Below are 12,691 nucleotides of genomic sequence, written 5' to 3'. Positions count from 1 at the left end.
AAGGGACGGAGGCATTAAAAAATAACCCCTCCGTCCCCTTTTAACAGGCACCCGGTTACGGCAGCAAGTGCGCCACGCCGTCCCGCTCTTCGTCCAGCTCTTTTTCGGTCTTGGTCATCAGGTTACGACTGAAGTCGTTGATTTCCAGCCCCTGAACGATGGTGTACTGACCATTCTCGCAGGTGACCGGGAACGAATAAATCAGGCCTTTGGCAATGCCGTAGCTGCCGTCGCTGTGGATACCCATGCTGACGGTTTTGCCGTTGGTGCCCAGAGCCCAGTCGCGCATGTGCTCAATCGCAGCGTTGGCCGCTGATGCCGCGCTGGACAGGCCACGGGCCTTGATAATGGCAGCGCCACGCTGCTGAACATTGGGGATAAAGGTGTCTGTCAGCCATGCCTGATCGACCAGGTCCGTGGCTTTTTTGCCAGCGACCGAGGTGTGGTGAACGTCAGGGTACTGAGTGGCAGAGTGGTTGCCCCAGATGATCATGCCATCCACATCAGTGCTGTGTTTGCCGGTTTTCTCCGCCAATTGCGCAATCGCGCGATTATGATCCAGACGGGTCATCGCTGTGAACTGACCTGGCTTCAGATCCGGGGCATTGCGGTAGGCAATCAGGGCATTGGTGTTGGCCGGATTACCAACCACCAGCACTTTAACGTCACGGCTGGCGTGGTCATTGATGGCTTTGCCCTGCACTGAGAAGATTGCCGCGTTAGCGGCCAGCAGATCCTTGCGCTCCATGCCGGGACCGCGGGGACGCGCACCCACCAGCAGACAGTAGTCGGCATCCTTGAATGCTACATTGGGGTCATCGCTCTGCACAATGCCCTGTACCAGTGGGAAGGCACAGTCTTCCAGCTCCATGACGACGCCTTTCAGCGCTTCCAGGGCCGGTGTGATTTCCAGCAATTGCAGGATAACCGGCTGGTCTTTACCCAGCATTTCACCTGATGCGATTCTGAACAACAAAGAATAACTGATTTGCCCTGCTGCCCCGGTGACAGCGACGCGTACGGGTGCTTTTGCCATGATAAAACCCTTATAAAGTCTAAGTTAGTGTTAATGGGTGGAGAATTGAGGGCCCAGAGTATACCACTACCGGATAAACATGGCATCGCCGTAGCTGAAGAAGCGATACTCCTGTTCAATGGCTTGCTGGTAAGCGGCCATGACCTGTTCACGCCCGGCAAAGGCACTGATCAGCATCATCAATGTCGAACGCGGCAAATGAAAATTGGTGACCATGGCATCGACCACCCGGAATTGATATCCCGGGTAAATGAAGATGTCGGTTTCGCCTTCATAGGGCTGAAGTTCAGTCCCGGCATTGCCTTCAAAGCCTTTCATGGCAGCAGACTCGAGACTTCGTACCGATGTTGTTCCCACCGCTATGACGCGTCCACCACGCTCATGGCAGGCGTTCACCCGCGCACAAACCTCGGCCGGCACACTGATCCATTCGCTGTGCATCTTGTGATCCTGCACATCATCTACCCGCACCGGTTGAAATGTGCCGGACCCGACATGCAGGGTAACAAACGCCATCTCAACCGATTTTGCCCTCAGCGCGTCCAGCAACGCATCATCAAAATGCAATCCGGCTGTCGGCGCTGCTACGGCTCCGGGATGCCTGGCGTACACGGTTTGATAACGGCTTTGATCCAGACTCTCGTCATCGCGTTTGATATAGGTGGGTAGTGGCATGTGGCCGACTTTATCGAGTGCATCGACCAAAGGCTCCTCGCAAAAGAAACGCAATCGGAAGAACCTGCCTTTTCGGCCCAGTATCTCAGCTTCCAGGGTATGGTCACCCTGAGCAGAGCTGAGCACCAGTCGCAACCCTGACTGGCGGGCATTGCTGGCCCTGACATGCGCGATAGCTTCATTGCCGGGCAACAGGCGCTCAATCAGAACCTCAACAGCACCGCCGGTGTCCTTGCGCTGGCCAAGCAGCCTTGCCGGTAATACCTGCGTATCATTGAATACCAGCAGATCACGGGACGTAATCATCTTCACGATATCGTGGAATCTGTGGTGTTCAACCGAACCACTGCTGCGATCCAGGCACAGCAATCGGCTGCTGCTGCGCTCGGCCAGTGGATAATGCGCAATCAGCTGTTCGGGCAGCTCATAATCAAAATCGGATAGTTTCATAAGGCGGGCAAGTTTGCCCGAAAGCCCGCCTGTTGCCAAGCACAACCATTCACTGGCAAGACGCGTTCGCCGGCGTTGCTACCCGCACGCCGACCCTCTACTGCGACGATAAAAAATCCAGCGCCAGTGCCGTCATCGCCTGCACACCCACCGGCAATGCGCGCTCGTCGGCATAGAAGTACGGTGAGTGATTGGGGTACACCATGTCCGGATCATCAGCCGCGATACCAAGAAAGAAAAACATGCCCGGCACTTCATTGGCATAGTAGGAGAAGTCCTCAGCGCCGGTAATCAACGGCGACTCGATCAGCCTGTCTCCGACCACACGCTGCAAGGTCGGTTGCATGGCGCGGGTCAACCCGGGGTCATTGGCCGTCACCGGATAACCCAGACTGATATCCACCTCGGCAGTGGCGCCGGCACTGGCCGCAATCTGCTCTGCGGTGCGTGTCACCCGTTCGTGGATCTGGGTTCGCGTTTCGGCATCAAAGGTACGCAAAGTGCCAATCATTTCCACTGAGTCGGGGATGATATTACTGCGCAGACCACCGTTGATGGCACCCACGGTGACAATGGAGGGGGTGGTCGTGGCATTGAGCTGCCGACTGGGGATGGTCTGCAGGCCCATGACAATCTGCGACGCGACCACGATCGGGTCGATACCGGCCCAGGGCGCCGCACCGTGCGTCTGCTGCCCCTGCACCCTGATAGTGAAGGAGTCGCTTGATGCCATGGTGCCGCCTTCGCGCACCGCAATCACACCTGCCGGAATGGGCCAGACATGCAGACCAAATACGGCATCGGGTCGCAGGTCAGCAAAAATGCCTTCCGCCAGCATCAGCTCGGCGCCACCTTCCTCTCCGGCAGGTGCACCCTCCTCGGCTGGCTGGAAGATAAACATGACGGTACCCGTCAGCTCGTCCTTCATGCCTGCCAGCACGCTGGCAGCCCCCATCAGAATAGCCATGTGATTGTCGTGACCACAGGCATGCATGACCCCGACGTCCTGGCCGTTGTACTGCGTGCGCACCTGCGAAGCAAACGGCAGATCCACCTGCTCCTCCACTGGCAGGGCATCCATATCGGCCCGTAATGCAACCACCGGTCCCGGCTGGCCACCACGCAGAATTCCGACGACACCGGTATGAGCGATACCTGTCTTTACTTCCATACCCAACGCTTCGAGATGCTCCGCGATAATGCCGGAGGTACGGAACTCCCGGTTGCCCAGTTCCGGGTGCTGATGAAAATCACGCCGCCACTCCACTACCTGTGGCATGACACTGTCAACCCGGTTTTGCACGGCGTCGGGCAACGCTGGCTGAGCCTGGACTGCAACAACCTGAGTCAACAGCAAAGTGGCGGCACCGAGCAGTAGCATCTTTTTCATGGCATAGATCCTTGTTCCGTTAGCGGAAAATTGCGGTGTTATCTGACGATTAAAATCAGGATAGCCCAACGGCGACAGCTAAATCCAGCAATCAAAGGGATTATCACACCAGCCCCGTTGCCAGCCGTCGCAATGTTGTTATAATGGCGCCCTTCTGCAATAGCGCACTTCCTGCCGGAGTGGTGAAATTGGTAGACACGCCGGATTCAAAATCCGGTGCTAGTGATAGCGTGCCGGTTCAAGTCCGGCCTCCGGTACCATAAAGCTCGACCCTTCGACCCCATTACGAAAATAACACGCCGGATTCACCTGTTTCATAAAATCAGCGGTGCTAGAGATAGCGTGCCGGTTCAAGTCCGGCCTCCGGTACCATAAAGCTCGACCCTTCGACCCCATCTTGCAAAGCCTATCGCTGACAGTGATAGCGAGCCGATTCCCGATTTGATCATAATCAAACCCGTGGCCCGTATTAAATGCAATACTTGAACATCTCTGATTAAAACCCTGGCTTCTGTCACAAGGGCCGTTCTGATAGAGTGAAAAGTATGCCCTCCACCCCAGACAGTGCCCTCCGCTCACTGCATTTACGCTCCCTTCGCTACCTGGGGGATTACCTCACCGGCCTGGTAAAGGACCGCCTGTGGTTGAAGGTATTAATTGGCATGTTTCTCGGCCTGTGCATCGGCGCACTGCTGGGACCTTCGATGGGCCTGGTAGAACCTGCCACCGGCTCGATGATCGGCAGCTGGCTGGCCTTTCCGGGTCAATTGTTTCTGGCCACCATACAGATGATTGTGATCCCGCTGGTCATCGCCTCGGTGATCCGCGGTCTGGCGGCCAGCGAAAATCTGGAACAGCTGCGCAAGCTGGGCGTCCGGGTAAGTCTGTTCTTTGCCGTTACCACGGCCATGGCGGCAATTATCGGCCTGTGGCTCGGCGACTTGCTCAAACCCGGCCGCCTGCTGCAGGGACAGCAACCGGGCGCTAACCTGGAGCAACCCGAGGTAACATCCGCCACGATTCCCAGTTTGACCGAATTCCCCAGTGCAGTGATCGGGTTGTTGCCGGGCAATCCCCTGGATGCCATGGTCGAAGGGCAAATGTTGCAGGTGGTGATTTTCTCAATCATTGTCGGCATTGCGCTGGTGACCATGGTGCCCGCTGCGGCCCGTCCGATGCTGGACCTGCTCGACTCTCTGCAGCAGATTTGCATGACGGTCGTGCGATGGGCGATGCGTCTGGCACCCTATGCCGTGTTTGGGCTGATGGCCCAGCTCACCACAACCCTCGGCGTTGCTGCGCTGGGGGGCATGGCCTTCTATGTCGCCACCGTGATTATCGGGCTGATGCTGTTGCTGCTGGTCTACCTGCTGTTGCTGCGGGTTTTCTCCGGTGTTCGGCCATTGGGATTCCTGCGCGACGCCCGCGATGTGCTATTGCTGGCGTTCTCCACGTCCAGTTCAGCGGCCGTCATGCCCTTGTCCATCCGCACGGCCGAGGATAGATTGCATGTACGGCCATCCATTTCCCAGTTCGTTATCCCGCTGGGCGCCACCATCAATATGAACGGCACCGCGTTGTACCAGGCAGTGGCCACGATGTTCCTGGCGCAGGTTTACGGCATTGACCTGAGCATGGCCAGCATGGCCCTGGTAGTGGCCATAGCGGTTGGCGCATCAATCGGGTCGCCGGCTACCCCCGGGGTCGGTATTGTCATCCTGGCAATGGTGCTCGAGTCAGTTGGCATTCCTGCCGCCGGCATCGCGCTGATCATGGGTGTAGACCGCATCCTGGACATGTGCCGCACGGCAATCAACGTCACCGGCGACCTGGTCACCTGTCGTCTGATGGAGGAGTGGGTCGGCGGCAAGGGTGATGCCGAAGACAGACTGGCGCAGCAGGCTGTCCGTGAACAGCAACATCTTCAGGAGAAAACCGGGCCCCCTTCAACATCATAGGCAATCGCGGAAAAGGAGAACACATGCAAAAGCGCCCTGGATGGGTATTCTATCTTTCCGTCGTTTTACTCGCCGTATTTGTAGTCATGGGGATCGGCAGGCCCGAGCAACTGGCGGAAGGCGCCGAGCTTGCGCTGGACTTCACCACGGAACATTTCGGGTGGCTGTACCTGTTCGCCACGACAGGGTTTCTGTTGTTCTGCTTTGGGGTAGCGTTCTCGCCCGCCGGCCGTATTCGTCTGGGTGCCGATGGCGAAAGTCCCGAGTTTCCCTATCCTACCTGGCTTGGCATGATCTTCTCGGCCGGCATGGGTGTCGGTCTGGTGTTCTGGGGCGTGGCCGAACCCATGAGCCACTACAATAACCCGCCATTGGGCCAGACGACCGGAGGAACCCCGGAGGCGGCCCGGATCAGTATGCAGTACTCACTTTTTCACTGGGGATTTCACCAGTGGGCCAACTTCGCGGTGGTCGGACTATCCATCGCCTATGTGCGCTTCCGACGGCAACGGGCCGGGCTGATCAGTGAAACCTTCCGGGCCAGCCTGGGTGACCGGGTCGACGGCCCTCTGGGTCACGGCATCAATACCCTGGCCGTGGTATCGACCGTATTCGGCGTCGCAACCACGCTTGGTCTGGGTATCATCCAGATCAACAGCGGCCTTGGCGCCGTGGCCGACGTTGGTTTCGGTACCAGCCAGCAGATGATGATACTGGCCGGCGTCTCCGTGATCTTCCTGCTCTGCTCTTTGATGCCTTTGGAAAGCGGCGTGCGATATGTCAGTGATGCCAACATGTTGCTGGCCGCCGCGCTGCTGGTGTTTGTATTCTTTGCTGGCCCTACCGACTTCATCACTGCGGCGATGACCAATGCCATCGGCGACTATTTTAGCAATGTCATCGGGATGAGCCTGGTCATGACGCCCTATACCGGCGAGGACTGGGTGGAGCGCTGGACTATCTTTTATTGGGCCTGGGGACTCTCCTGGGCACCATTCGTGGGTAGCTTCATCGCCCGTATCTCACGCGGGCGCACCATCCGCGAGTTTGTGCTGGGCGTGATTGGTATGCCGGTGCTGTTGAGCGTGGCGTGGTTCGCGGTTTTTGGCGGATCAGCACTGTACTACGAACTGTTCGAGTCGGCAGGCATCGCAGCGGCGGTCGATACCGAAATCAGCTCCGGATTGTTCCTGATGCTGGAATCACTTCCCTTTCCGGAAATTCTTGGCTGGCTGGTATTGATCCTGATCATACTGTTCGTGATCACTTCCGCCAACTCGGCCACGTTCGTGCTCGGCATGTTTACCGGCAAGGGTGTGTTGACGCCCAGTCGCTGGCTGCGTGTCGGCTGGGGCTTCATTCAGGTGCTGGTGGCCGGGGTGCTGCTGCTCAGCGGCGGGCTGGGCGCATTGCAGACGATGTCCATTGTCGCAGCATTTCCCTTCATGATCCTGATGATCTTCATGGCGGCCGCGCTGCTTCGCTCCCTGCGCGAGGAACAGCGGCAGATGGAACTGCACGCAGCCATGCTGGAAGTACGCATGCAACGCATGCTCAAGGATTACGAGGCCGACAGAGAGCAGAGCGAGGCCGACCATGAACGGTCAGCGGAGATAGCCGGGCACAACGAAAGCACAGACTGACACACGATCACCGGCTGACAGGCGATTGCGCCTCACAACCACAACTACAATCAGAGCCAAACCTTGATATAGCGCATGGTCACCCTGCCCACCCGGGAGTAATATTAAAATTGAAGCAATTATCTGCGCTTTTTATGCTTCGACGCCGACCAGCGCTGCGGCAATGTGTCACATGGCGATTGACTCTGTTTTGCCAGATACTTGATTCATCATCTGTTCGCCCGGGCGGTAGACTTGTCCGACAACCACAACTGGAAGGAAGCAACCATGAACAAGACACTGAGTTTGGTATTTTTCAGCCTCCTGACGCTGCTCACCACAAATGCCATGGCTGACGAATGGCTGAAAACGATGAAGGACTTTGAGCTGACCGATCACATGGGGGTCACCCACGCGCTCGACGAATATGCCGACAACGAATTTATTGTCATGTATGTGCATGGTTCAGGCTGCCCGATCGCGCGCCTGTCAGTCCCGACCTTCCTGGGCATTCGCGATGATTATGCAGACAGCAACATCACTTTCCTGATGTTGAATTCGTTTATCCAGGATGACATCCCCCGCATCCGTAAAGAGGCAGCGGATTTCAATATTGATTTTCCCATTCTAAAAGACGCCGACCAGTCCGTGGCACGTTCATTGGGGGTTGAGAGAACCGCCGAGGTGTTTATCGTTGACCCGCGTACGCGCAAGGTTGTGTTCCGCGGCCCCATTGACGACTCACTGGGCTACGAAACCCAGCGCATCAACACCGAACATAATTACCTGCGCGATGCGCTGGACGCGGTCATGGCGGGAGAAACCATAAACATGAACGACATCCCGGATTCCAAGGGCTGCCTGGTCGGGTTTTTCCTGAGCTGATAAGCCCGGGAGCATTTATCATGAAAACTGAATCGCAAACGTTTGCCTTACTCGCCTTGTGTTTTTGCGGCCCGTTACTCGATGCCGCCGAACCAATTGACGAGGCATGGCTGGCATTCAACAACGCGCTGGGCAAGCCGGCACTGATAGCGGCCAACGCCGATCATGAGCTGGCACTGACCGGCTACCGGCCAATTGCCGGATTTAGCGCCAGCGATGTCGATGCCAACAAGTTGCGATTGGGATTCGATCTGTTTCATGAGCGCCGGCTGTCTGCGGACAACAATATTGGTTGCAATAGCTGTCACTCCGGCATGTTCGGCGGTACTGATGGTCGCCGGGTATCAACCGGAGCATTCGGTGTCAGCGGACATCTGAACGCACCAACAACGTTCAATGCGGCGATGAATTTCCGTCAGTTCTGGGATGGCCGCGCAGTGACCCTGACTGAACAGGCACTGGGGCCAATTGAAAGCCAGATAGAAATGGCGCACGATTTGGCCACCGTGGTGGAACTGCTGCAAAATGACGACAACTACGCGGCCGAATTTGCCGTCCTTTACCCGGACGGCATTACCGCTCACAACATCGGCGATGCGCTCGCCTACTTCCAGACCATGAACTTTACCCGGGCTAACACCCCGTTCCTTCGTCACCTGGCGGGCGAAGAAGATCAGCTCAGTGAGCAGGCCATGCGGGGCTGGCAGCGCTTCGACGAGATTGGTTGCGTCAGTTGCCACAATGGCATCAATCTGGGAGGCAATTCCTACCAACAACTCGGGTCTGCGACATCCTATTTTGTCGAACATCGCGTAGCGAATGTAAATGACAACGGTTTGATCAACCGCAGTTTGCGGGAACACGACGCGCACGTCTTCAAAGTGCCGACTCTGCACGGCGTTGCCGAGACCGCTCCCTATTTTCATGACGGCAGCATCGATACCCTGGAAGCCGCCATCGAGGAGATGGGCGAGCATCAACTGGGCCGACAATTGAGCCAACAGGATATCGACGACATCTCCGCATTCCTGCAGTCTCTGGGCGGGCGTGGCATGGGCATGATGATGGGCAATATGGGCATGGGCCGTGGTCAAGGCATGCGACAAGGTCAGGACATGGGACGCGGCCAGGGCATGCATGAAGGTCAGGGCATGCGACAAGGCCAGGGCATGCATGAAGGTAAGGGCATGCGACAAGGCCAGGGTATGCATCAGGGTGGAATGCGACCGGGCCAGGGTATGAGGCAGCAAGAGATGCCACAGAGCCAGAGTAGAACCGGCACAATGCCTGCTGGCGACACCAATACCGCGTCAGCCAACCCCGCCAGCCCCGGGCCCCGGGCCCGGGGCGCACAGCGACGCCTATGGTATTGCAATTGCTGCAGCGCAGTCTGCCCAGGAAAAATTGCTGACCGAAATGGCACGTGTTCACTCAGGCGAAGTAGCGCACTACGACTTTCTGCAATTTGAACACCTGGAGCTGATTCGCCATGCCCGCGCGTTGCATCACCCGCCGGCCACATTGAGTGAATCTGCCCGCACACAGTTGACCAACGTTGCCGAACAGCTGTTGACGCAAACCAACGAGCTTGAATGGGTGATTGCCGATTATCTGCGGGCACATGCGATGGCGGACATCATGCAAACACACATTGACGACCCGGCCATGAACAACACCGTTGAAGGTTTGGGTGACCCGGTGGCGCGTTTGTCTGGCTATAAAAATACTGTGGAGCAGATGATGACGGCCATGCAATCAGCAGCAATAACCAGCACGGCCCATCAAATGCAAACCATCTTCGCTGCGGCACGCTAGCACCAACATGCCCGCAGCGACAGACGAATCAGTTTTGTGTCACTGCGACATTATCCGTGCCCAGTATCTTCGGTCGCGCCAGCAACCATTGAACCACTTCCTCTGAAAACGCCGGGGTAATCTGCGGTATATGGGCACCTTCGGCGATCGTCCATAGTTCGGCTGAACCACCGGGGTGACAACCATCACTGTAGCGGGTCACTGTCGTCTCCAGTCCTGCCAGGCTGACATCCAGATCAAGCGTAGCAACAACCTCGCCATCAGACGAACAGCCATTGTACTCCACCCAGCGGTTGACCGTTTCGTTGGCACTGGGGTAAACATTGCCCTGAATGTCGCCACCGTCGTAAGCGATGGTGCCATCGGCAGTGCCATGAATCTGCAGAATATGAACCGGGTTTTCAGGTGCCGCTTGTGCGACGGTTGCCTCCGCCCCGGCCAGGCTGGCGATACCGGCAATCACACCCGAGTGTTCATGAGCGGCATTGTATGACATGAAGCCACCGTTGGAATGACCAATCAGATACACCCGGCGCTCATCGACCTGGTATTGCGCCTTGACCGTATTGATGATGTTGAGTACATAAGCAGAGTCATCAAGGTCATTGGCGTAAAAATTACAACACGCATCCGACGCATTCCAGAACCGGGCATTGCGCCCCTGCGTCTCCTGAGTGCCATCGGGTGTGGCCAGAATAAATCCATAGTTGTTGACCAGCTCACCAAAACGCATGTACTCGTTCTGCTGGACACCGCTTGAGCCATAACCATGCAACAATACAAAAAGCGGTACCGGCGCATTGGCCTGATAGCTATCGGGCACGATTAACGGGATGTCACCGCGGCCCGCGTCTATCTGAGTGGTTTGCTGCGCGAGCACAGCCGGCGAGCATATCAACAGTAATAAAAACATAAAACGCATAACACTTCCTCGTAAGTTTTAGAGCATTATTTAACCAGGTTTTCAGTCGTACACAGAATCGTAATGTATTGCAAAGCCGGCACGTTGCCGGGCAGTCATGCATTTCAGCGGGCTGGCGTTATATATCTCGGTCAATTGCGCCACCGTCAGTTGCACGGCTGGCAGCCCTGACTCAAACCATTGCACCAACGTAGCGCTCCAGAAATACTGTTGGCATGCGCTTGGGTTTGCCGGTTGTCAGCGCAATACAGACAAATGTACTTTTAGCCCGCAACAGGGTTTGCTGGTCTGAACCCCTGCAAATCTGAAACTCACGGGTTAACCGGAGCTTGTTATCTGACTGCACAATCCAGGTCGCAACCTGCAGCTCATCACCCAGGTAGGCAGCGGCCAGGTAATCAATCTCATGGCGCAGCACAACCATGGCACGGTCCAGTAGCCGGTATGAAGCCAGATCCAGACCCAGAGCCTCCGAATGTTGCCAGGCGCAACGCTCCAGCCAGCGTACATAAACAGCGTTATTGGTGTGGCCCAGCTCATCAATCTCATCGGCGGCCACCACAATACTCAACGTGTGCGGGTCAGGTCTATCCCAAGTCGGCAAAACGTGCTCCCGGTAAAATCGTTTATTGTTCGAGCGGCTGGTTTGAATAGCGCTCGTAGTAACGCTGATACAACTCCTGCTGAGTGCCGAACAGATCGATCAGACGCCCTTGCACAAAGGCTTCCTGTACCTGGCTGGTCCGCATGTCCAGCGCATCACCGACGGAAACAAAAAATGTCGCGTTCTTGCCGACCTCCAGGGTCCCCACCTGATCATCCACACCCAGAATTTCTGCATTGTGCTGGGTCACCATGGCCAGCGCGGTCTCCCTGTCCAGCCCGTACGCCGCAGCCGTGCCGGCAAAAAACGGCAGATTGCGCTGGGAATCCAGCGCGGTTTCACCACCACCAATACCGACCAGGATGCCCGCCTCGTGCAACTGAAACGGTACTTTGTAGGGTTCGTCCACGTCGTACCACTCCCTGCCGGGTAGTGAATGTACGGACTCATAAACCACTGCCACCGATTCGCTAAGCAGCAGATCCTTGACCTTCATGGCGTCACGGCCACCTACCAGGACAATCTCCTGGACGCCATAGCTGCTGGCGAACTGAACGCTACTGACAATCGTGCGCGCATCATTGGCGTGGATGAAGAGTTTGGCGTCACCGGTGAACAATGGCGCCATCGCCTGCAAATTCAGATTCAGCGGTGTGCCCGTGTAACTGACGGCATTCTGAAACAGCGAATGCAGCAATTGGGTCTGGTGGGCATAGTCTTCATTGTCGACGGTTTCAAACTGACCGGTGATGTCATTGCGTTCACGGCGAGTGCGTGACGGCCAATGCATGTGCATGCCCCCGTTTTCCGCCAGCAAGGCGTCTTCCCAGTTCCAGCCATCCAGGTTCATGACACTGGAGCGACCGGAAATCAGGCCGCCCTGCGGCGCTATCTGCGCCGTCAGTATGCCGTTAAAGCGAAAGGTCGGAATCAGCTCGGAATCAGTATTGTAGGCAATCGCCGAGCGAATACTGGCATTGATATCGCCCTCCTCCACCACATCATTGGTGGCCCGCAGGTTGGCTATTTCCGACAGACCCAGCGTTGAGTTGGGTAGCACAAAGCCGGGATAAACATGGGCACCCTGCACGTCAATAAGCTGATGACTGAAAAAGTCAGGCCGATTGGCGTCAGTGCCAACATAGGTGATCACGCCTTCATCAAAAGCCATTACCCCATCCGTGATCACACTGCCGTCACCGACATGAATCACGGCACCAATGATCGCGATCGGCTCACTTTGTTCTTCTGCCGGTTTGGGTACAATCGCCTGCGACAGAGGAATCGATAAACACAGTGCGGCAAACAACATAACTCGGATTCGTGTTCTCATG

At 56.6% G+C, this 12,691-nt stretch carries 11 protein-coding genes and 1 tRNA gene; 6 read left to right on the top strand and 6 right to left on the bottom strand.

The window, feature by feature from the left end; all coding sequences use genetic code 11:
- Nucleotides 1–55 precede the first annotated feature (55 nt).
- The 3 genes from ENH71_RS10800 to ENH71_RS10790 form a co-directional block, all read right to left on the bottom strand.
- Nucleotides 56–1,036 (bottom strand): malate dehydrogenase, encoded by a 981-nt coding sequence (locus tag ENH71_RS10800; RefSeq protein WP_294132127.1) that lies wholly within the window; start codon nucleotides 1,034–1,036, stop codon nucleotides 56–58.
- Nucleotides 1,037–1,102: 66 nt separating this feature from the next.
- The gene (queA, locus tag ENH71_RS10795) at nucleotides 1,103–2,161 is read right to left on the bottom strand and encodes a tRNA preQ1(34) S-adenosylmethionine ribosyltransferase-isomerase QueA (protein ID WP_294132130.1); all 1,059 of its coding nucleotides are present in this window, start codon (nucleotides 2,159–2,161) and stop codon (nucleotides 1,103–1,105) included.
- Nucleotides 2,162–2,258: 97 nt separating this feature from the next.
- Complete coding sequence (locus tag ENH71_RS10790; RefSeq protein WP_414704692.1) at nucleotides 2,259–3,542, bottom strand: amidohydrolase; 1,284 nt, start codon at nucleotides 3,540–3,542, stop codon at nucleotides 2,259–2,261.
- 182 nt (nucleotides 3,543–3,724) lie between these two features.
- On the opposite strand from ENH71_RS10790, the gene ENH71_RS10785 reads away from it, so the two are divergent.
- The 6 genes from ENH71_RS10785 (at nucleotide 3,725) to ENH71_RS10760 (ending at nucleotide 9,831) form a co-directional block, all read left to right on the top strand.
- A tRNA-Leu gene (locus ENH71_RS10785) sits at nucleotides 3,725–3,811 on the top strand.
- A 285-nt stretch (nucleotides 3,812–4,096) separates the two neighbouring features.
- Nucleotides 4,097–5,509: a dicarboxylate/amino acid:cation symporter gene (locus ENH71_RS10780; RefSeq protein WP_294132135.1), complete on the top strand. Its 1,413-nt coding sequence runs from the start codon at nucleotides 4,097–4,099 to the stop codon at nucleotides 5,507–5,509.
- 23 nt (nucleotides 5,510–5,532) lie between these two features.
- The gene (locus ENH71_RS10775; protein ID WP_294137813.1) at nucleotides 5,533–7,152 is read left to right on the top strand and encodes a BCCT family transporter; all 1,620 of its coding nucleotides are present in this window, start codon (nucleotides 5,533–5,535) and stop codon (nucleotides 7,150–7,152) included.
- Nucleotides 7,153–7,419: 267 nt separating this feature from the next.
- Nucleotides 7,420–8,016, top strand: a complete 597-nt coding sequence (locus ENH71_RS10770; protein ID WP_294134413.1) for a redoxin domain-containing protein — start codon at nucleotides 7,420–7,422, stop codon at nucleotides 8,014–8,016.
- Between the two features lie 20 nt (nucleotides 8,017–8,036).
- Nucleotides 8,037–9,485: a cytochrome-c peroxidase gene (locus ENH71_RS10765; protein ID WP_294134410.1), complete on the top strand. Its 1,449-nt coding sequence runs from the start codon at nucleotides 8,037–8,039 to the stop codon at nucleotides 9,483–9,485.
- A complete protein-coding gene (locus tag ENH71_RS10760) occupies nucleotides 9,433–9,831 on the top strand; it encodes a hypothetical protein (protein WP_294134407.1) in 399 nt (132 codons plus the stop codon). Before ENH71_RS10765 ends, ENH71_RS10760 begins: the two co-directional genes overlap by 53 nt.
- Before the next feature lie 28 nt (nucleotides 9,832–9,859).
- Here ENH71_RS10760 and ENH71_RS10755 read toward each other — a convergent pair whose 3' ends face one another.
- The 3 genes from ENH71_RS10755 to ENH71_RS10745 form a co-directional block, all read right to left on the bottom strand.
- Entirely contained in the window at nucleotides 9,860–10,753 is an 894-nt protein-coding gene (locus ENH71_RS10755) for a CE1 family esterase (protein WP_294134404.1), read from the bottom strand.
- 172 nt (nucleotides 10,754–10,925) lie between these two features.
- Nucleotides 10,926–11,357: an acyl-CoA thioesterase gene (locus tag ENH71_RS10750; RefSeq protein WP_294134398.1), complete on the bottom strand. Its 432-nt coding sequence runs from the start codon at nucleotides 11,355–11,357 to the stop codon at nucleotides 10,926–10,928.
- 22 nt (nucleotides 11,358–11,379) lie between these two features.
- The gene (locus ENH71_RS10745) at nucleotides 11,380–12,690 is read right to left on the bottom strand and encodes an amidohydrolase family protein (protein ID WP_294134395.1); all 1,311 of its coding nucleotides are present in this window, start codon (nucleotides 12,688–12,690) and stop codon (nucleotides 11,380–11,382) included.
- Nucleotide 12,691: the final 1 nt, after the last annotated feature.

The sequence above is a fragment of the Pseudohongiella sp. genome (assembly GCF_011050365.1).
In the GTDB taxonomy this organism is placed as follows: Bacteria; Pseudomonadota; Gammaproteobacteria; order Pseudomonadales; family Pseudohongiellaceae; genus Pseudohongiella.
Note: the sequence above shows the minus strand (reverse complement) of the source record. Positions and strands in the feature narration are given on the sequence as shown.